At 48.4% G+C, this 20969-nt stretch carries 17 protein-coding genes and 3 tRNA genes; 11 read left to right on the forward strand and 9 right to left on the reverse strand.

Going from position 1 to position 20969, the window contains the following annotated elements; genetic code table 11:
* Positions 1-807, forward strand: an 807-nt coding sequence (locus tag BFC18_RS16315) for a reverse transcriptase domain-containing protein (RefSeq protein ID WP_245680317.1), incomplete at its 5' end; no start/stop codon positions are given.
* Between the two features lie 158 nt (positions 808-965).
* Here the strand turns inward: BFC18_RS16315 and BFC18_RS16320 are convergent.
* From BFC18_RS16320 to katG, 3 genes are all read right to left on the reverse strand, one after another.
* Positions 966-1925: a dihydrodipicolinate synthase family protein gene (locus tag BFC18_RS16320; protein WP_245680417.1), complete on the reverse strand. Its 960-nt coding sequence runs from the start codon at positions 1923-1925 to the stop codon at positions 966-968.
* A gap of 153 nt (positions 1926-2078) precedes the next feature.
* Positions 2079-3125 carry an NAD(P)-dependent alcohol dehydrogenase gene (locus BFC18_RS16325; RefSeq protein ID WP_070126629.1) on the reverse strand — a complete coding sequence of 349 codons (1047 nt, stop codon included), beginning with the start codon at positions 3123-3125 and terminating at the stop codon, positions 2079-2081.
* A gap of 230 nt (positions 3126-3355) precedes the next feature.
* The gene (katG, locus tag BFC18_RS16330; RefSeq protein ID WP_083273145.1) at positions 3356-5596 is read right to left on the reverse strand and encodes a catalase/peroxidase HPI; all 2241 of its coding nucleotides are present in this window, start codon (positions 5594-5596) and stop codon (positions 3356-3358) included.
* Positions 5597-5851: 255 nt separating this feature from the next.
* Here katG and BFC18_RS16335 point away from each other — a divergent pair, with 255 nt between their 5' ends.
* The 3 genes from BFC18_RS16335 to BFC18_RS16345 all read left to right on the forward strand — a co-directional run bounded on the left by BFC18_RS16335 (position 5852) and on the right by BFC18_RS16345 (position 9627).
* Entirely contained in the window at positions 5852-6874 is a 1023-nt protein-coding gene (locus tag BFC18_RS16335) for a zinc-binding alcohol dehydrogenase family protein (protein ID WP_070126630.1), read from the forward strand.
* A gap of 172 nt (positions 6875-7046) precedes the next feature.
* Positions 7047-8669, forward strand: a complete 1623-nt coding sequence (locus BFC18_RS16340) for a methyl-accepting chemotaxis protein (RefSeq protein WP_070126631.1) — start codon at positions 7047-7049, stop codon at positions 8667-8669.
* A gap of 43 nt (positions 8670-8712) precedes the next feature.
* A complete protein-coding gene (locus BFC18_RS16345) occupies positions 8713-9627 on the forward strand; it encodes a histone deacetylase family protein (RefSeq protein WP_070126632.1) in 915 nt (304 codons plus the stop codon).
* Between the two features lie 11 nt (positions 9628-9638).
* Here the strand turns inward: BFC18_RS16345 and BFC18_RS16350 are convergent, their stop codons facing one another.
* The 4 genes from BFC18_RS16350 to tsaA form a co-directional block, all read right to left on the reverse strand.
* The gene (locus tag BFC18_RS16350; RefSeq protein ID WP_070126633.1) at positions 9639-10559 is read right to left on the reverse strand and encodes a phospholipase A; all 921 of its coding nucleotides are present in this window, start codon (positions 10557-10559) and stop codon (positions 9639-9641) included.
* Between the two features lie 14 nt (positions 10560-10573).
* Positions 10574-11413 carry an MBL fold metallo-hydrolase gene (locus BFC18_RS16355; protein ID WP_070126634.1) on the reverse strand — a complete coding sequence of 280 codons (840 nt, stop codon included), beginning with the start codon at positions 11411-11413 and terminating at the stop codon, positions 10574-10576.
* 59 nt (positions 11414-11472) lie between these two features.
* Entirely contained in the window at positions 11473-13164 is a 1692-nt protein-coding gene (locus BFC18_RS16360) for a proline--tRNA ligase (protein WP_070126635.1), read from the reverse strand.
* A gap of 100 nt (positions 13165-13264) precedes the next feature.
* Complete coding sequence (tsaA, locus tag BFC18_RS16365) at positions 13265-13978, reverse strand: tRNA (N6-threonylcarbamoyladenosine(37)-N6)-methyltransferase TrmO (RefSeq protein WP_070126636.1); 714 nt, start codon at positions 13976-13978, stop codon at positions 13265-13267.
* Between the two features lie 323 nt (positions 13979-14301).
* Here tsaA and BFC18_RS16370 point away from each other — a divergent pair, with 323 nt between their 5' ends.
* Genes BFC18_RS16370 through BFC18_RS16385 form a run of 4 tightly spaced genes read left to right on the forward strand, consistent with a single transcriptional unit; the run spans position 14302 to position 18801 of the window.
* A complete protein-coding gene (locus BFC18_RS16370; RefSeq protein ID WP_070126637.1) occupies positions 14302-15225 on the forward strand; it encodes an ABC transporter ATP-binding protein in 924 nt (307 codons plus the stop codon).
* Between the two features lie 2 nt (positions 15226-15227).
* Complete coding sequence (locus BFC18_RS16375) at positions 15228-15959, forward strand: ABC transporter permease subunit (RefSeq protein ID WP_070126638.1); 732 nt, start codon at positions 15228-15230, stop codon at positions 15957-15959.
* 2 nt (positions 15960-15961) lie between these two features.
* Positions 15962-17821 (forward strand): GldG family protein, encoded by a 1860-nt coding sequence (locus BFC18_RS16380; RefSeq protein ID WP_245680418.1) that lies wholly within the window; start codon positions 15962-15964, stop codon positions 17819-17821.
* Positions 17818-18801 (forward strand): DUF4340 domain-containing protein, encoded by a 984-nt coding sequence (locus tag BFC18_RS16385; protein WP_070126639.1) that lies wholly within the window; start codon positions 17818-17820, stop codon positions 18799-18801. Before BFC18_RS16380 ends, BFC18_RS16385 begins: the two co-directional genes overlap by 4 nt.
* 43 nt (positions 18802-18844) lie before the next feature.
* On the opposite strand, the gene BFC18_RS16390 is transcribed toward BFC18_RS16385, so the two are convergent.
* Together BFC18_RS16390 and folD are read right to left on the reverse strand one after the other, a co-directional pair.
* A complete protein-coding gene (locus tag BFC18_RS16390) occupies positions 18845-19393 on the reverse strand; it encodes a DUF1415 domain-containing protein (protein WP_070126640.1) in 549 nt (182 codons plus the stop codon).
* Positions 19390-20244 carry a bifunctional methylenetetrahydrofolate dehydrogenase/methenyltetrahydrofolate cyclohydrolase FolD gene (gene folD / locus BFC18_RS16395; protein WP_070126641.1) on the reverse strand — a complete coding sequence of 285 codons (855 nt, stop codon included), beginning with the start codon at positions 20242-20244 and terminating at the stop codon, positions 19390-19392. Before folD ends, BFC18_RS16390 begins: the two co-directional genes overlap by 4 nt.
* Positions 20245-20475: 231 nt before the next feature.
* Here folD and BFC18_RS16400 point away from each other — a divergent pair.
* The 3 genes from BFC18_RS16400 (at position 20476) to BFC18_RS16410 (ending at position 20811) form a co-directional block, all read left to right on the forward strand.
* Positions 20476-20552 (forward strand) — tRNA-Pro (locus tag BFC18_RS16400).
* Between the two features lie 24 nt (positions 20553-20576).
* Positions 20577-20653: transfer RNA gene (locus tag BFC18_RS16405), tRNA-Arg, on the forward strand.
* Between the two features lie 82 nt (positions 20654-20735).
* Positions 20736-20811, forward strand: a tRNA-His gene (locus BFC18_RS16410).
* Positions 20812-20969 lie beyond the last annotated feature (158 nt).

Here is a 20969-nt window from a genome sequence, read left to right on the forward strand (position 1 = left end):
ATCATAGAAAGCATTAAACGGCGGGTGCGTGATGGTAGCGTGCTGCGCTTAATCAGCCAGTTCTTAACAAGTGGGGTGATGGTTGAAGGCCATTGGCAGCAGACAGACACAGGGAGTCCGCAAGGTGGGGTAATCAGCCCCTTGATAGCGAACATCTATCTGGATGCGTTTGATAAGGAGATGATGCAACGTGGCCACCGCATAGTGCGCTACGCTGATGATATTCTTATCTTGTGTCGCAGTCGTTCAGCGGCAGAGAATGCGCAACGACAAGCGACCCAAATCCTTGAAGGTAAACTGAAGCTGACCGTGAACACAGAGAAAACCCACATCACACACAGTGATGCGGGTGTCAGGTTCCTTGGTGTGGAAATCGGGACGAAATATACCCGAATCCAAGCGAAGAAACTGGCATTGTTCAAAATGAAGCTAAAGGAGATGACAAAACGCAACGGGGGAAAACCGTTGTCACATGTCATCAACAGACTGAATCCACTGCTAAGAGGGTTCAGCCAGTACTTCAGGATTGCCAATGCCAGCAGGGCATTCAAGCAAATCGCGAGTTGGCTGAGACGCAGACTGCGCAGTGTTCAACTGAAGTTATGGAAAAAGGCGAGCCGCCTGCATCGCTGGCTACGACAGCGGGGCTACAAAGGCAAGTTCGCGTCCATGAGCATGACGAGTTGGCGCAGCGCAAGAAGCCCACTGGCAAGCTACGCGATGCCAAACAGCTGGTTTAACGAACTTGGACTGGTGAATCTGGAAGACGTTAGAACGGGAAATGTGCCCAGCAATTACGCTGGATAAACTGTACAGGAGCCGTATACGAGGCCCGTACGTACGGTTCTGTGAGAGGGATGAGGCGGTGATGCCTCACCCTACTCGATGTTTTTGCCGTAATGTGTTGTTTGTCATGATTGTTAAACCGCTAACAACCAACCTAAATGGCACTCACCACAATAGGGCTAGGCTAAGCCCAAGTTATCAAGTAAGACTGCTAGCGCCTCTTTCTCCTTTCCTGCTAATGCGCTCAGAGGCCTTGGTAAGCAGGGAGAATCAGCCAAACCCTGGATTTCAGCTGCTGTAGCTACCACACGAAGGCTGCCTCCATGGCGAGCAAAGAGTTCCCACATTGGCGTTAATTGCTGTGATAGGCGTAAAGCTTCTTGGGGCTCCCTATTCAAAGCCGCCGTTGTAATGGATTGGGCAATTTCTGGATACAGGCCACCAATGACGGAATACCAAACTTCACAGCCCGCATTTAATCCGTGGGCAGCACAAGCATCACCACTTACACCAATCGATACATGGTCAGGAATTAATGCGCGGAGGCGGTCGACCCGTTCCACTGCAGCTTGAGGATCTTTAGGCACGCCAGGAATTTTTATCGACCTTACTTGAGGTAACTGGGCGATACGTCCGTGAAGTTCATCACTGAAAGTAAAGTGGGTTGTACCCGGATTGTCATACACGCAAAGCGGCACAGAGAGTGTAGCAGTGACCGCCTCGTATAATTTAAAGACTTCATTTTCTGTCAATGGTTGGTAAGACATGGGCGCTAAAAGTACTGCGCTTGCACCTGCCGCCTGAGCATCTTGAGCATTAACAAGCACATCTCTTAAATTTAAGGCGCTAATACCTACCATAACCGGGGTCGTATTGGCGTGTTGAACCGCAATTTCAGCGACCCTTTTACGCTCTTCTCTAGACAGGTAAGCGTAATTTCCCGTTGAACCGAGTACGCCGATAGCGTTTACCTTGGCTTCAACTAAGCGCTTGAGAAGACCAATAAATGCATGCTCATCGACTTCATCATTCTTCAAAGGGGTTAATGGAAACGCAGCAAGCCCAGAGAACATAAATTTTAACCCTTTTAAATAACAGTCCATCGTTGGATGTTTACTATAAGCGTTAACGAGATGCATTGGTAAAACTATTTATCTGGTATCTAAAATAAAAACCCAATTGCTGTAGTCGCATCTGCAAGTTAAAAAAATAGCCAGTCAGTAAAAGTACTGACTGGCTATTATATTTTATGGTTTATTTAGATACTTGGCGCAATTTTATCGCGTAGTTAATTATACGCTCAGGCTAGCCATATCAATAACATAACGGTGCGCAACGTCGCCCTTTGCCAGGCTTGCAAACGCGTCGTTTACTTCATCAGCTTTAATCATCTTACATTCAGGATGAATGTCGTGCTCAGCACAGAAATCCAGTACTTCCTGAGTTTCCTTGATACCGCCAATCAGTGAGCCTGCTACGCGGCGTCGACCCATCACTAACGGCACAGTCATAAAATCTTCCATAGGGCCAACCTGGCCGACAATCGCCAATGTGCCGTCGATATCGAGAAGCGGCATGTAAACATCTACGTCATGTTTAACCGGAACAGTGTCGATAATTAAATCAAAGGAAGATCCTGCTTGCTTCATCGCATTTTCATCGGTAGAAGCTAATATTCTCTTTGCTCCTAACGCTTTAGCTGTCTCTTCTTTTGAGTTGGAACGGCTAAGTACAGTGACTTCTGCACCCATGGCAACGGCTAATTTAACGGCCATGTGACCTAAACCGCCCAGACCGATGACGCCCACGCGACTGCCTGCTTTAACGCCCCAGGTGCGCAGGGGAGAAAACGTAGTGATACCCGCACAAAGGATGGGTGCCGTGCGCGCTAAATCCAATGATTCTGGTACCTGTAAAACGAATTCTTCACGAACTACAATGTGTTTTGAGTAGCCGCCTTGGGTAATTTCACCGCTGATACGGTCTGGTGCGCCGTAAGTGGGAGTCATACCGTTACGGCAATATTGCTCTTCGCCATGATCACATTGATCACATGACTGACAGCTGTCAACCATACAGCCAACCGCTACATGCTGGCCTACTTCATAATTTTTTACGTCAGCGCCCACTTCTATAACTTTACCGACGATTTCGTGTCCGGGTACCAGAGGATAAGGCTGATCGCCCCAATCGCCGTTCACAGTGTGAAGATCTGAGTGGCAAACGCCGCTATATAGAATTTCGATGGCCACGTCATTGTCGCGCAGGTTCCGTCTTTCAAAGTGATAAGGAACCATATGGGCGTCTGACGAGTGAGCCGCATAACCAATTGTTTTCATAACTATAGCCTCATTTGTCGTTACATGCTCAGGCATATCCTGATGCTAAAAATTTTAAAGAAAAACCCTGCAATTGTGCATGCCTGATGCTCTTTAATGATTGCCTGATTGTGTCGTTTGTTGGAGGTATTACGGCGTGTGTTGCTGACAGGTTCAGTGATAACTGAGTAGAAATGAAAATGCCCCCTAAACAGGGGGCATGGTTTTACGAGGTATGAGAGGGGGAGGAATTAGCCGCGTTTTAAGTCAAAACGATCGTTGCGCATAACCTTTACCCAGGCATCAACAAAGTCGGTAACGAATTTGTCTTTCGCATCTTCAGAGCCATAAACCTCAGCGATGGCACGCAACTCGGTGTTAGAGCCGAAAATCAAATCTACCGGTGTAGCAGTCCATTTCTGTTCACCTGAAGCTCGGTCTACACCCACATAAACGGCAGTGCTGTCTTCAGATTTCTTCCATTCGGTGGACATATCCAGCAGATTGACGAAGAAGTCGTTAGTCAATTGGCCCGGATTGTCCGTCAGTACACCATGGGCAGAACTGTCGCCGTTTGCGTTCATTGCGCGCATGCCGCCTAACAAAACCGTCATTTCAGGTACGCTGAGAGATAACATGTCTGCTTTATCGACCATCATGACAGCCGGTGAGCGGTAGTTACTTTCAGCCCAGTAGTTACGGAATGCGTCGGCCGTAGGCTCCAGAACGGCGAAAGAGGCAACATCAGTCATTTCCTGTGTGGCGTCCATACGACCTGGAATGAACGGTACGGTTACATCAACACCGGCATCTTTCGCCGCTTGTTCAACACCTGCAGCGCCTGCCAGTACAATCATGTCAGCCAGAGAAACTTTGACCCTTTTCGACTTCTTGTTGAAAGCTGTCTGAATTTCTTTTAGCTCGCCCAGCACTTTTTGTACCTCTGCCGGATTATTAATTGCCCAGTCCTTTTGCGGAGCAAGCGCGATACGAGCACCGTTTACGCCACCGCGCATGTCGGTATCACGGTAGCTTGCCGCTGCTGCCCAGGCCACACGCACCAGTTCCTGAACCGATAAGCCTGACTTCAGAATGTTTTTCTTCAGTTGCTTCGCTTGTTTGTCTGATACCAACTTGTGGTCGACTTCGGGAATTGGGTCTTGCCAAATAAGGTCGTCAGCCGGGATTTCTGCGCCCAGGTAGCGTGCCTTAGGCCCCAGATCACGGTGATTCAGTTTAAACCACGCTTTACCGAAAGCCAGTTCGAAGTCTGCCGGGTTCTGTTGGAAGCGCTTAGCGATTTTACGGAACTCAGGATCTTCTTTCAGCGCAAGGTCAGTTGTAAACATGATTGGCGCATGACGTTTACCTTTCACGTGTGCGTCTGGCACCATAGATGCTGCCGACTCTGAGGTTGGGATCCATTGAATAGCGCCAGCTGGGCTTTTGGTTTGTTTCCATTCGAAACCAAACAGGTTATCCAGGTAGTTAGTGGTCCATTGCGTCGGCGTTACCGTCCACGCACCTTCCAGACCACTGGTCATGGTGTCTTCTGCGTTACCTTTGCCACAGCTGTTTTTCCAGCCAAAGCCCTGGTCTTCTAAGTCGCCGGCGGCCGGCTCTTTACCCAGACAATCTGCTTTTTTGGCACCGTGGGCTTTACCGAAGGTGTGACCACCGGCAATAAGGGCAACGATTTCTTCATCATTCATCGCCATACGCCCGAAAGACATACGGATGTCGTGAGCTGCAGCAATGGGGTCTGGTTTACCATGCGGTCCTACAGGGTTAACGTAAATCAATCCCATTTCAACCGCTGCCAGAGGGCCTTTCAAGTTGCCTTTTTCATCGCGGCGTTGGTCGGTAAGCATTTCTTCTTCCGGGCCCCAGTAAACGTGATCCGGTTCCCAGTCATCCACACGTCCGCCAGCAAAACCGTAAGTTTTGAAACCCATGTCTTCTAACGCTACGTTACCCGTGAGGGCCATCAGATCACCCCAGGAAATATTACGGCCATATTTTTGTTTAATGGGCCACAGTAATCGACGGGCTTTATCCAGGTTGGCGTTATCAGGCCAGCTATTTAGTGGATCGAAGCGTTGCTGACCACCACCGGCACCGCCGCGTCCGTCAACTGTCCGGTAAGTACCGGCGGCGTGCCACGCCATACGGATAAAGAACGGACCATAATGGCCGTAGTCTGCCGGCCACCAAGGCTGGGAAGAAGTAAGTACTTCGCGGATATCGGTTTTAACCGCATTGAGATCCAGCGATTCAAACGCTTTGGCGTAGTTAAAGTTTTCGCCATAAGGGTTTGACGCCACACCGTGGGTACGTAATTGAGACAGGTCCAGTTGTTCAGGCCACCAGAATTTATTGCCTTTAGGGGCTTCGCCCACCACTTTTGCATTTTGCTCCATAGTGGCAGAGTGCGCAGTCGGCGATAACGCCATAGCGATAGCTGCAACAACGGGTAAGAGTTTCATTTTCATGTGTATGTCCTTTAAACAGTTATTAATAGTGCTTAACCAGTACAACTATGATTGAGTTTTCCGATGGCGGAAAATTAGATTTAGCGATTAACGTAATCTGTTTTTATAACTTGCCAGTTAACATTCTATTAACCTAGTTTAGTCGGTTATCGTGGGTATCGTTAACTGCAGCGTTTTTGATCTGGCAAAGGCATGAGACGTAACGGTAAGGTAACCTATATCTGCAATCTGAATTTAAACGCTAAGGAACGAATCATGCGCGCATATGGCTATAAACAAGCTACAGAAACATTGACAGAGAATGCGCTTCAGGCGGTCAATATCGCTAAACCTGTTCCGGCAGGACGGGATTTGTTGGTAAAAATTGAGGCCGTGTCGGTAAATCCGGTAGATACAAAAATTCGTCGCACGGTATCCGCGTCTGCCGAAGAGATAAAAGTGCTTGGGTGGGATGCGGTGGGTACCGTCGTAGAAACAGGCAAAGACGCGCAGTTATTTAAGGCAGGCGACAGGGTGTTTTATGCAGGTGATATTTCTCGCCCTGGCACCAATACGGAGTATCAACTGGTCGATGAGCGCATTGTCGGTAAAGCCCCGGTAAATTTGAATGATTGTGAAGCAGCAGCCATGCCGCTGACATCCATCACGGCTTACGAACTGTTATTCGACCGTTTACAGGTTGCCAAGGGAACCGACAGTAAAGGACAAGTGTTATTAATCACAGGGGCTGCCGGTGGCGTGGGCTCGATTCTTATTCAGTTGGCCAGAAAGCTTACGTCTCTAACCATTGTTGCTACAGCGTCTCGTGACGAAACGCAGGCGTGGGTGAAAAAGATGGGCGCCCATCACGTTATCGACCATAGCAAAGATCTTGCGCCGCAATACCAGGCGCTGGGGCTAGATGGTGTAGATTTTGTCGCCAGTCTTACTCACACGCAGGTACACATTGCAGCGCTGGTGGATTTGATGAAGCCACAAAGCCGCTTTGGACTGATTGATGATCCGGGAGCTCTGGAGGTGGGCTTGCTGAAACGTAAGAGCATTTCGTTACACTGGGAATTTATGTACACGCGGCCGTTGTTCAACACTCAAGATGTGTTGCGTCAGCATGAGATCCTTAATGAAGTCAGTTCCCTGCTCGACAAGGGTGAGTTAACCACGACGTTTAATACCCATCTTGGACCCGTGAATGCGCAAAATTTGGTTGAAGCACATCGCATTTTGGAGAGTGGTTCTGCCATTGGTAAAATTGTTCTGGCGCCTTTTGAAGCTGAATAGTTACCATGTTCCGTGCCGGCGCAACACGACTGCGCCGGTCATTTATACCTGATGCCCTCGTCTCATACTTAATAGGCTAACGGTTTCCGTGCTCTGTCACATCTCTGTCATATTTCTGTCTTCTAATACAAAAGTCTATACCACATTCTAAATCTTGTATTATTAGGTTCCCATGTTGAAATACGCCAGTATCAGCCGACTGGTCATGACGCCCGTTATGGCCGCACTCATTATTCTCGTCTTGTTAAACGTCGCTTCGTTATATAAGTCCTTCGCGGTGCTTAATCAGTTCGACGAGATGGAAAACAGTCTGGTGCAATCTGAACGCGATGTGACTGCCATTCTCAACACCTTTAAAACGCAGGTACAAGAATGGAAGAACACGTTGCTTCGTGGCTATGATGACGAGAGCCGGGAGAAATACTGGAAGCGTTTTCAGCAGCGTGAACAGGAAGTGCAGAGCGGGTTTAAGTTACTCCTCAACAATACCTCTATTCATCCGTCGACAAAAACCAATATTCGCGCGTTTCTGGTTGCGCATGACAAAATGGCGGCCAAATATCGCGAAGGGTATCAGGCATTTGTCGATGCCGGCTTTAACGCAAAGGTGGGGGATGCCTATGTAAAAGGTATCGACCGAGAGCCAGCTCAATTACTGGAAACGGTGGCCAAGGACATTGCGAATCAATCCTTTGATGCCTTTGCATCTATGCGTACGGATACCCGTCGCACGTTGTGGATTATCCTTTTCGCTGCACTCGCACTATCGGCGTTAACGGCCGTGTATGTGATTAATCGCCTGCGTAATCAGCTTATTAAACCGATTAAAAATATTGCAGGGTTCATCTCTGGGCTGGCGCACAGTCGCTATGATAATGCACTTAACTATCAGAGCGATCATGAACTCGGTGTACTGGCCAATTCAGCCCGTGCACTTCAGGAAAAATTAAAAACGTCGGTGCATGAACTTCGCCAAGCCGAGTCTCAAGTGGGCATTGCTGTGGCAACGTTACGGGATGTCAGTGCGGCCATTCTTAACGGCGCGGAAGATCAACACCACAATAGTCAGTCACTGAATACCAGTACTGAAAAGCTCGGAGAAATTGTACAGAGTTTGGTGGCCATTACCGACCAGGTTGCTGCGGCAACGAAGCAGTCTGAAGACAATGTGGGAGAGTGTTTCACAACATTCAGTAAGGCAAATGAAGGCTTTAGCCAATTAGCCAGAACCGTTAACGAGTCCAGTGATATTGTTGATGCCCTGCAATCGAGAAGTAACAATATTCTTAAAGTCGTGAATGTGATTAATGAAATTGCTGATCAGACAAACCTGTTGGCACTCAATGCGGCCATTGAAGCTGCCCGTGCAGGCGAACATGGTAGAGGCTTTGCGGTTGTTGCCGACGAGGTGCGTGCACTGGCTGCAAAAACGCAGCAGTCTACCCGTGAAATTAATGACATTTTATCAAGTTTTGAATCGGAAGCCCGCGGTGCGGTGACCGCAATGCAAGCTGGAAAATCACTGGCAGATATCAACGCGAAAGAAGCCTCAGTTGCACTAGAGACGCTGCACCTGGTTGTGCAAAGCATAAAAGAAACGGCCAGTGTGGTCGATGCGCTTAATGCGGCAGCCGATGAACAAGAAGTAGTGCTTGGTAGAGTAGAAGAGGTCATTAATTCATCCATTTCCTCGTCAGAGCGCTACCATGAGTTGTCTCGTCGCAACGATATTTCCGACGCTGTGCGAGAAATGGAGACCAATGTGCAGCGAGTCGTTTCATCGCTCACCAGCTAAGTAGTATACTTTTCCCGGTTATCTCGTGATAAGGTAACCGGGTATGCACAATCAATCGTTACCACCACTCGTTTTTCATCCCATATATAGCCAGCTTGATTTGCCTGTGCGGCATCGCTTTCCCATAGAGAAGTATCAGGGTATTTTCGATGCGCTGACAGCGAAGGGCGTCCCTGCAGAGCACTTCACTCAGCCAAAACCCATATCGCGAGAGATCCTCAAAGCGCATTATTTGCCAGATTATATTGATGCGCTATGCGATGGTAATCTGGACCCCAAAGCGATGCGGCGCATTGGCTTTCCCTGGTCTGAGCAATTGATCCAGCGTTCACTTACTGCCGTTGGTGGCACCTGTCGTACGGCTGAACTTGCCATCGAGCAGGGAATAGCATTAAACCTCACTGGCGGTTATCACCACGCTTTCGACGATTTTGGTTCGGGCTTTTGTCTTTTTAATGACTTATATCTTGCGGCTCGGCAAACGCTTCAACGAAGCGATATCGATTCGGTCATGATTTTTGACTGCGATGTGCATCAGGGCGATGGTACGGCGAAACTGGCGGAAAACGACCGCGATATTTTTACTGTGTCTATCCACGGTGAGAAAAACTTTCCCCATCGAAAGCAAGTCTCAGATATTGATATGGGGCTAGAAAAAGGTGCTGGCGACGACACCTATTTGAATGTACTGGATGAAACCTTGCACCTGGCTTTTCGTCAGTGTTCACCGGATTTCGTGATTTATGATGCTGGCGTAGATATCCACATTGATGACGATTTAGGTTTGCTGCATGTGACAACCGAAGGGGTTTATGCCCGCGACTGTATGGTGCTGGACACGTGTCGGCGACACAACATTCCGGTGGCGTGCGTGATCGGCGGTGGTTACCAGCGTGACATTGCAGCATTGGTGGAGGTACACCTGCAACTTTACCGGGCTGCAGGTGTGATTGCCTGAATCAAACTTGCTTATAAAAAGGTAAGCTGAAAGCCAAGACCGATGCGTTCCTGGCTGCGGTTATAGTCGATAAGCGAGTCACCATAGCCATTGAAATACTGCAGTAGAATTTCATAGCGGTCTGAAAGCGGGTAAGTTAAATCAAGCTGAATACTGCCGCGGTTATGGCCAAAATTAAGGTTGTTTCTGAGCAGCGCGAGCAATTTTAAATTGCCAAAGCGGGTTCCGTAACCAAATTCAGCCCGGCCATAATAATCACTGATGTCCGGGTTATCGTCTCCCGCGGGATCAAATTCATCTTCTTTGGTGTCTTCGGGAATGCGATACCAGGCTTTCAGGTAATAAAGGTCATCATAGTCACTGAACAACACTGAGGCGTACAAACGGTTCCAGCTTCTTGAACGTTCGCCGCTTTGGCCGTTGGACATGTGGTTAAAGCCAAACTGCAGCGCATTAAAGTCGTAGCCAAGAATATTGATAGTGGCTTCGCGTTGATAAAAAATTTCAGGCTGATAATTGGTTTCGCGAAAAGGCTTGGAAACCTCGCTGTTATACACCTGCCAGAATGAAGTCACGGTAAAACCAAGATACATACCGTCTGCTGTATCTTCCTGCAGATACAAAGGCAGCTTTACACTAAGCTGAAACTTGGCTTCTTTGCTATCTACATTCTCTGGTGTCAAATCCTGATTACCCGCAGAATTTGGATTGGTAACGTAGGTGATAGGGAGAATATAATTCTGGCGGTGTTGGGTAATCGCGAAGTAATTATCCAGGGCTCTGTGGTCAGCTTCAAACCGTGAGCTTAAAATGCCCGGGGCTTTTTTCTGAGCATCAGAATTGGATTGTTCGTTTTCGCTTTCCTGCGCAAAAACGGTGGTGGCAGACAAATATGCAATACAAAGCGCGGCAGTGAAAACGCGTGCTTTCATCAGCAATTTCCTTTTTAAAGATTCAGCGTTTGTCCTTCAAAAGCGGCAAACAATTCCAGTTCCGATTCTGCAATGGCAATATAATCTTTGCAGTGCTCTACAACTTTATCGATATCATCATCGGTTCGGTCAGGATCGTGGCTATACAGCGCAATCCGTTTCGCATTTGACCCCATGGCGAGTTTAACCGCTTCTTCTGCGACTGAGTGTCCCCAACCGGATTTTGCCGGCATGTCTGAGAGCATGTATTGGGCGTCGTGCACAATCACCTCAGCATCGCGGGTGAATTCTACAAACGTTAAAAAGTCGGTTTCTTTCTTATACGGGGGATACAATTCGTTGTCGGTCATGTAAACGAATTTCTTGCCATTCTCGGTTATCGCGTAAGCGCTACCTCTTCCCGGGTGATTCATCGGCAGTCGTGATACTTGTGCACTGCCAATACGCCAGCTGGTGGTGCTGTCTGGTAGTGGCGTAACGGTTATTTTCGACTTCAGTGCGCTGGCCGGAACCGGGAAAACTGACCCCTGCATTTGCTGTAGAATCTGGTCGTATTCAGGAAGGCTGGTAAGGCCGGGCGTAATATTGATTTCCCGATCTTCTTGGTAAATGGGCGTGAAGAATGGAAACCCTTGAATATGGTCCCAGTGATTATGGGAAAGCAGAAGATGAATGGGCGTACTTTTTTGAATTAATTTGTTACCTAAGCGACGGATACCGGTACCTGCGTCAAGAATGATATCGGTACCATCGTCTAGCTCGACATGCACGCAAGCTGTGTTTCCGCCGTAGCGCACGTATTCAGGACCTGGTGTAGGAATTGACCCTCTAACACCATAAAAGGTTATCTGCATGCGTTCTCCTGGTGCATTCGAAAGCCGGGCAGACCTTGCCCGGCGGCGTGACTGACCGTTTACAGAGCAGCGATAAATTCCGCAACCTGACTCAGGTCAAGTAATTCGGTTTCACCGGTTCTGCGATTTTTATACTCAACCTGCTGGTTATCGAGATTACGCTCACCAACCACGATACTGTGCGGCACACCAATGAGTTCCATGTCATTAAACATAACACCCGGACGCTCTTTGCGGTCGTCAAACAATACATTTATACCCTGAGCGGTAAGTGTAGAGTATAACGCCTCGGCTGCATCTTTGATGCGTTGAGATTTATGCATATTCATCGGGATCAGTGCCAGAGTGAACGGTGCAATAGGCTCTGGCCAGATGATGCCGTTTTTGTCGTGGTTTTGCTCAATGGCGGCGGCCACGATACGAGATACACCAATACCATAACAGCCCATGGTCAGGATTTGGTGTTTGCCGGTTTCACTCAGTACGCCACAGTTCATGGCTTTAGAGTACTTGTCGCCCAGTTGGAAAATATGGCCAACTTCAATACCACGTTTGATTTCCAGCGTGCCTTGACCGCAAGGTGATGGATCGCCCGCAACCACGTCACGAATATCCGCCACTTCAATGTCACCGTTCCAGTTTGCATTGACAATGAACTTCGCATTTTCACCCGCACCACAAACAAAATCTGCGGCGGCAGCAGCACTGCGATCAACCACTACGTCAAGGTTAAGGTTTGTCGGGTTGGCAAACAATGGGAAGCAGCCGAACACTTCTTTGGCTGTTTCGTCACTGGCCACCACTAAAGGTGATTCTACCTGAGGAAGCTTTTCAGCTTTCACATCGTTCAGGTTGTGCTCTTGACGCAGTACTAACGCAACCCATTTATCCGCCGTATCTTCTTCGCTTTGCGCTTTAACCAATACCACTTTTAATGCGGTATCCTGCTTAGCCAGGAAGTTTTCTACGCTGATACCAGAAGGTTTATCAATCACTTCTGCTGGTGCGCCAGACGGTGTCGCTTTTGCTGGCGCAACGGCTTCTGCCATTTCAACGTTGGCGGCGTAGTTAGACTCGGTAGAGAAGGCAATATCGTCTTCACCGGAATCAGCCAGAACATGGAATTCGTGAGAAACTGCGCCACCGATAGAGCCCGAGTCTGCAATAACAGCACGGAAATCCAGGCCTAAGCGGCTGAAGATATTGCTGTATGCCTGATACATTTTATCGTAGGTTTCTTGCAATGACGCTTCGTCCATATGGAAGCTGTAAGCGTCTTTCATGGTGAACTCGCGGCCACGCATAATACCGAAGCGCGGGCGAACTTCGTCACGAAATTTAGTCTGAATTTGATACAGATTGAGCGGCAACTGTTTGTAGCTGCTGATTTCATTGCGTACCAGGGCTGTGATCACTTCTTCATGCGTTGGGCCTAAAACGAAATCACGCTGATTACGATCTTTAATCCGTAACAGCTCCGGGCCATATTCTTCCCAACGTCCGGATTCTTCCCATAAATCGGCAGGCTGAACCACAGGCATGAGTACTTCAACAGCACCGGCCTTGTTCATTTCGTCACGTACCACATCAGCAATTTTGTTCAGTACACGCAGACCGCTAGGCAACCAGGTGTAGAGACCAGCAGCTAGTTTGCGGATCATGCCTGCTCTGATCATCAGCTGGTGGCTGATAACCTCAGCGTCTGCAGGCGTCTCTTTTTGCGTAGACAGCAAATATTGGCTCGTGCGCATTACGGTGGTTCATCCTATACAGAAATAAAAAATCGGCGCCATTCTAGCAGTATAAAAATGTCCGAAAAAGTCGTTTTTCCGGTTTAGTGATTAACGCCGGTTATGCCGTGCCATCAATAGCTTCAACCACCACGCCATCGTTTGTTACACGCCAGCTAATATCAAAATTATAGAGCATGACTTTGTAGGTTTTTGGGTCGCATTGTAACTTTTGTTTGTACGCGGGGCGGGGGTCTTGTGCCAGTACCGCGCGAATCAGTGATTCCAGGTCAGGAAAGTCGTTGTGCAACTGCTGGCAGCACTGTTGTGCCTGAGAAGATAAGGTCACCGTGAGTGCGGGAATAGGGGCAACGGCCGTAATGCTGTCGGTGGCTGAAGAAATAGCATCCGCGTAAGCAATGTAGGGCTTAATATCCAGAATTGGCGTGCCGCTTACTAAATCAACACCGGAAACACGCAGTATTGCTTTGCCATTTTTTACTGTTACGCCGTTATTCTTCACCACTGACATACCAATGCTGTTAGGCCGGTGCGTACTGCGAGATGCAAAAACGCCCGTGGTGGCATTTCCGCCCAAGCGGGGGGCTTTCACTGCGGGCTTCCAACCTCGCTCTGCGGTTTCATGGAAATAAAATAACAGCCACAGGTGGCTGTAGTTTTCGATGTCTTCGAAGGCGCGGGGATCGGCGAATTCATCGCCAAACGTAATAATGCCTCGGGCGTCGGCAAGATTGGGCTGTCTGGGAATTGCAAATTTCTGTTTGAACGGGGTTTCAATGGTACCGATTGGCAGAATATTTGTCGGTAGCGCCATGGCCAGAGCATCTCATTATTGAAAATTGTCAGTTGTCATAATTATCTCACAATTTGACGGTAACGTGTGCCTGGTTATTTCCCCGAGGGCCTTTCTGGGTTGGTTCTCGGTCTCCCTGGAACCCAGACACTCTGCCTTACCGGTTTTCCGGTGAGGCTTTTTTTATTTCTGAATTCCTATTCCGGTCGTGTCAGACGCGCACAGATATGGCAAACTGATGGCCCGATTGTGCGCAGAGCATAAAAGTTGCAGCTCAAACGACATCAAACATCATCTGTTTCCTACAGATGTCAGAACAAATATGCAGTAGCAGACGGAAAGCTATGATAGTTGTAGACAATCTATCCCGACATTTTCATCGCCTCAAAGCGGTTGATGAATTGTCTTTCACCATAAAGCCCGGTGAAATTGTAGGATTTCTAGGACCCAACGGTGCCGGTAAATCCACAACCATGAAAATGCTGACAGGTTTCCTCGAACCCACTTCTGGCTCCATCGAAATAAACGGGCAGAATATGCCGGGTGATGCGAAAGCATTGCAGGAAGTGATCGGGTATTTGCCTGAAGGCGCGCCGTTATACGGTGATATGACGGTGTTTCAGTTCCTGTGTTTTATCGCTGGCGTACGGGGCCTTAAAGGCAAACGTCGCAAAGCGCGATTACAGAATGTGATTGAGCAGGTTGAGTTGCACGATGTATTGAATCGCCAGATAGATAAATTATCTAAAGGCTTTCGTCATCGCATTGGTCTTGCTCAGGCCATTATTCATGATCCCGATATACTCATCCTTGATGAACCCACTGATGGCCTCGACCCAAATCAAAAGCATGAAGTGCGCGAGTTAATTAAGAAACTATCAAAAGAAAAAATTGTGATTATCTCAACACACATTCTCGAAGAAGTCAGTGCGGTATGTAACCGGGCATTGATCATTCACGAGGGGAAAAAATTGTTCGACGGTACGCCCTACGAGCTGCAGTGTCGCTCAAGATATCATCAGGCAATCACGCTCCATTTCAGTTATGCCGCAGATATATCAGGGTTAGCCGAAATAGATGGCGTGGAAGAAATGGAAATCGACCGCGAAACCGGTGATATCACCTTGTTCCCTGAGCCTGGCAAACTCATTATGGCGCCGGTGACCGAACACGTTAGCCATTTCCGCCTGCCGGTTGATAAGTTCACTATTGAAACCGGTCGCCTGGACGACGTATTCCGCGAAATCACCATCGGCAAGGGGGCTTAGTAATGCGCAGTCTGACTATTGCACGGCGGGAATTCGGTAGCTTTTTTGCAACTCCTATTGCCTATGTGTATATCGCTATCTTTCTTGTGTTAAGCGGTGTCTGTACATTTTTTATGGGCGATTTTTATGCCCGTGGACAGGCAGACTTATTGCCGTTTTTTGAATTCCATCCCTGGCTATATTTGTTTCTGGTGCCTGCTATCGCCATGCGTAGTTGGGCAGAAGAAAAGAAATCCGGCACCATTGAATTGCTCATGACTCTACCGGTTTCTACTACACAAACGGTTATCGGTAAATTTTTAGCTTGCTGGACGATTCTTGGTCTGGCCTTACTCATGACAACCCCACTGTGGTTAACCGTGAATTACCTCGGCTCACCGGACAACGGTATTATTGTTGCGGCTTACATTGGCACTTGGTTGATGTCTGGCGCTTTTCTGGCGATCAGTCAATGTTTGTCTGCAGTAAGTCGTAGTCAGGTCGTGGCGTTTGTGCTGTCTGTCGTAGTGTGTTTTATCTTTGTGGTGAGTGGGTCAGACATTGTCATCGATGCGTTTAAAAACTGGGCCAACAATCTGGTAGTGGATACGGTGGCTTCGTTTAGTTTTCTTACCCACTTTGATGCTATGGCGAAGGGCGTCCTCGCTGCTTCTGATGTGGCTTACTTCGTTCTTGTAACCGCATCGTGGCTGTTTGCCAGTGTTATTATCATTGACGAGAATAAGGCGGACTAACCATGACGATGAAAAAGATTTCTGCCTTAATCAGCCTATTTCTGTTGGCCGTGCTGTTTGTCATGTTGGTTTATTTGAACAACCAGCTGCTGAGTCGACATCGCGTTGATTTAACCGAGGATTCGGTGTTTTCCCTGTCTCAGGGAACGCGAAATGTACTTGAGGGGCTAAACGAGCCGGTCACACTGTACTTTTTCTTTTCAGACACGACCACTACCGGGAAAACTCGCCTTCGTAACTATGCAAACCGGGTGCAGAGTTTGTTACGGGAATACGCTCAGGCGTCTGATGGTAAAGTGAAATTACAGGTGGTTGACCCCATCCCGTTTTCTGAAAACGAAGACCGCGCTAACCAGTTCGGGCTTACCAGTGCTGCCGTTGGGAATGCCGGTGAATCCGTTTATTTCGGGCTGGCCGGTACTAATTTACTTGATGACCAGTTCGCAATTCCTTTTTTTGATGAAAAAAATGCCCAGTTTCTCGAATACGAAATTAGTAAGCTCATTTATCAACTTAGCCAGCCTGACGAGATTCGTTTAGCGCTGGTAACAGACTTGCCCGTCGCGGGCGGGCAGGACCCTTTGAGCGGGCGATTTGCCGCGCCAACAGTGTTTTATCAGCAACTCTCTCAGCTTTACGATGTACAGTTGGTCAGTAGCAAGAACAGGCAATTGCCGGAAGACACTGACGTTGTCATGCTTATGCACCCACAGGCATTATCGGATGAGTTACTGTATGCCATCGATCAGTTTGCCATGCACAACGGGCGGGTTGTGGCTTTCGTTGACCCTCATTATGAAACCGGCGCACTAGCTGCATTGCGGGAAGTGGGGGCAAATCGCTCTTCATTGCCATTACTGCGAGGGTGGGGCGTAAAAGTCGACCTCACGAATGTTGTGCTCGACGCGCAACTCGCGTTCGATTTGCAGGAAGAAAATGGTGCAATGGTAAAGCACTTTGGGATCCTTGGATTAACGGCTAATCAGCTCGATCGACAAGATGTAGTAACCGCAAACCTTGATTCCTTAAATGGTGCTTCGTTTGGTGCGTTAGAGTCAGTTCGCGGCGGTGCGCTGAAAATGCAACCTTTAATGCGCTCGACGTTGAATGCAGGCCTCACTAATGCCGACAATTATGCGCAAACTGCCAACCCTGCGGCATTACACCGGGGTTTTGGCGGTAATACGAAAACCTACACGTTAGCAGCCCGATACCAAGGCAAAGCAAAGTCGTTTTATCAGCGCCCGCAAAATCCACAACGCGCGGCAAACTATGTTGCAGAGACCGAGAATCTGAACCTCATTGTTGTTGCAGATGCCGATATGTTGGCTGACCGTTTCTGGGTGCAGCAATCGGCGTTTTACGGTGATACCGTGTTTACGCCGTTTGCGAATAACGGGGATTTTGTGGTTAACGCTATCGAAAATCTGGCAGGCAGTGATGCATTAATCAGTATTCGTTCCCGCGGAACTTTTGCACGCCCGTTCAGCCGGGTGGATAGTTTGGAAACCGCGGCGCAGGCTTCTTATCGCGAAGAAGAAGAAAGGCTACAGGCAGAGCTGGCCAAAACAGAACAGCGGCTGCGTGAGATGCAAGGGCAACAAGGTATGAGCGGAGCTATTGTTTATACCGAACAGCAGCAGGCCTCCATCGACGAGCATTTAGCTAAGCGACTTGAGATCCGTCAGGCGTTGAGGGAAGTGCGTTTTCAGTTAGACCGCGAAATCGACAAACTCGGCGACAAATTGAAGTTGTTCAACATTGTCGTGGCTCCCGCCATATTGATAATCCTGATCTGGCTGCTGGCATTTTTATTTAAACGCCGTGCTGGTAAGGCCTACATGAAAGGAGCAAGCTCATGAATCTACGTATTATCATTTTATTGCTTCTGGTGATAGTCAGCACCGGTGCGTCAGTGTGGCTTTATTTGCAAAGTGGCAATAACGAAGTGATGGCGTTTGAAGGTCACAAGCTGGAGTTGGAGCTGGAAAATGCAGCGAAAGATTTTCAAAGGATAAAAATTGAGAATCACCAAGGCGTGCTTTTTTCCGCGGTTAAAGACACTGATCGCTGGATAGCGACTCACCTAGATACCGTGATGACTTTTCCCGTCGACACCAAAAAACTGGCAAGGCTGGTTATCGACTTGTCGCAAACCCGTGTGGTGGAATTAAAAACCTCTCAACCTGATTTCTATCATCGCCTGGGGGTTGAAAGTGTGCGCGACGAAGACGCGCAATCTGTGTTGATTGAAACCGGTGGTGCCAATGATGCCACATCGCTGTTAGTGGGACGTCAGGCGGCGGGGGGGCGAGGTACCTATGTTCGCCAACCGGAGAGCCAGACCAGTGTGCTGGTGGATAAAAACTATCGATTGCCTGAAAATCGCAGCAGTTGGTTAACCAGAGACATACTGCCATTCACCAGTACGGCAATTCGTGACATCGTTATCGCGCTGAATGGTGCGCCGCTGCTTAATCTTGATCGCCATGGGGAAAGTGTGGACGGTTGGCAGATATCTGATCTTGCACCAACTGAAACGCTACGCTACCCCACTGTGATTGGTCAGGCCGTTGATAAAATGCTGGCTTTTAACTTTGAGGCCGTTTCGCCATATGTCCCTGCGCAATGGGAGCAACAAGCACAGCTAAGCCAACTTGTATTTACCCTTGAGGATGGCACTGAGGTGATGGCTTACATCGCGTCAGCCAAACAAGCCGGTTACGAACTTCGTTTTGAGGTGCCAGGTGCGAAGCCTTGGTTTACGGAATGGAAATTCGTTTTAACAGAAAGTCAGGCGCGGCCGTTTTTACTTAGCCGCGACATGATGGTTCAAGGCTAATTCGATACATCGATAGAAAGCGTTAACGTACGGAATATCAGTACTAACGCTTTCTTAAGTCATCAAGTATGCTGGCAAAATGTTCGCAGCCGAAGGATTCGGCTTTACGCATGTTGCGTTCGTAGATCGCTGATGAATCTTCTTTACCCCGCATAGCCTGTTCAATATCGTGTTCACGAATGATGTGCAGAGTGGGGTAAGGGCTCCGGTTAGTGAAATTTCCCGGAGACGATTCATCCTCACCATCAAACTGGTAGTCAGGATGAAAACTGGCCAGTTGAAACTCACCACTAAAACCGCTTTGCTCCATGAGTCGTTCTGCCATGGCCAGCACATCGAGGTAGTCGTCAAAGTTCTGGGCGCAGTTGTCGAAGATGACCAGCGTGGTAGCGATGTTGTCATTCTCACGCAATTCGAGACAGCCTTGGTAGAGGGTTTCCAATACATCCGCAACGTTATCGCTATGATCTACGGCGTATTTTATCCGGTCAGGTTCAAAAACGGGGCGGGCGAAAGGACAAAAATTATAACCAATAACGACGTTGGCCACCCATTCGCGGGTGGCAATGGCCACCCGGTCTTCAAGTTTCATGAATGGTACTTAACGTAAGCTTCTAAAGTGTTCTCGATCAGGCTTGCAACCGTCATTGGGCCTACGCCGCCAGGGACAGGGGTAATATAACCTGCGCGATTTCTGGCGTTTTCGAAATCGACGTCACCGACCAGAGAGCCATCAGCAACACGATTAATGCCCACATCAATCACAATGGCACCTGGTTTAATCCAGTCGCCAGGGATAAAGTTAGGCTTACCCACTGCAACCACCAATAAATCTGCACGACTCACATGGGATTTCAGATCCTGAGTAAACTTATGGCACGTTGTCACCGTGCAGCCTGCAAGCAGTAATTCAAGGGCCATCGGACGACCAACGATATTACTGGCACCCACAATAACCGCGTCTAATCCCTTCACAGGACGTTTTGTGGCTTCAATCATGGTCATGATGCCTTTTGGCGTACAAGGGCGCAGGGCGGGGATACGCTGTGCTAAACGACCAATATTGTAAGGATGGAAGCCGTCTACGTCTTTGTGCGGTTCAATACGTTCCAGCACACGCTCAGCATTCAAACCGGCAGGTAATGGAAGCTGTACTAAGATACCGTCGATTTCAGGATCGTCATTCAGCTTATCGACGACAGATAACAATTCTTCTTCTGAAGTATCTGCTGGTAAATCGAATGAGCGTGAAACAAAGCCTACTTCTTCACAAGCTTTACGTTTATTCGATACATAAACTTGAGAAGCAGCATCGCTTCCTACTAATACAACCGCCAGACCCGGACATCGCTTTCCGGCTTCTTTCAGTGATTCAACATAAGTCGCTACGTCCTGGCGAACTTGTTTGGCAATGACCTTGCCATCAATAAGGTGGGCACTCATGAATGTATTCTTCTCATATCATAACGTTACTCTCTATATTGTTTCACATGTTGCGACACCTTGCCAAAGTGAATATGTGCATAAAAGAGCAGCAGATTGGTCAAAAAAAAAGAGGATTGCGCGGTTTGTGAGCGGTCAGTAATTTTATTGAAAAAAGTGTTTGACGAGTTGGGATGTTGGCTATAGTATTCGCACCCCGTAACGGCAGGGAACATTACTGCCTTACACAGTCGGTGAGTGGCGCAGTTTGGTAGCGCACTTGGTTTGGGTCCAAGGGGTCGCAGGTTCAAATCCTGTCTCACCGACCACTTTTACAAACGTCGATTCGTCGGGCGTCCGTAGCTCAGCTGGATAGAGCAACGGCCTTCTAAGCCGTGGGTCGCAGGTTCGAATCCTGCCGGACGCGCCATAGCGAGCTGGCAGGAAAAAATGACTGACAAACAGTTATTTATGTCGTAGACTAGCGATGTTTGTAAATGCACTATCCTGTGGTGGGCGTAGCTCAGTTGGTAGAGCCCCGGATTGTGATTCCGGTTGTCGTGGGTTCAAGTCCCATCGTCCACCCCACTCTTCCTCTATAAAGGAAGAATAGTGCAAATCACCTTTTGCCAATATCAGTTGGCTTTCTTTGACGCATTCCTTACGTCTTCGAAAAAATTCTGCTCGGTGAGTGGCGCAGTTTGGTAGCGCACTTGGTTTGGGTCCAAGGGGTCGCAGGTTCAAAT

The sequence above is a fragment of the Alteromonas confluentis genome (genome assembly GCF_001757105.1).
Lineage (GTDB): Bacteria > Pseudomonadota > Gammaproteobacteria > Enterobacterales > Alteromonadaceae > Alteromonas > Alteromonas confluentis.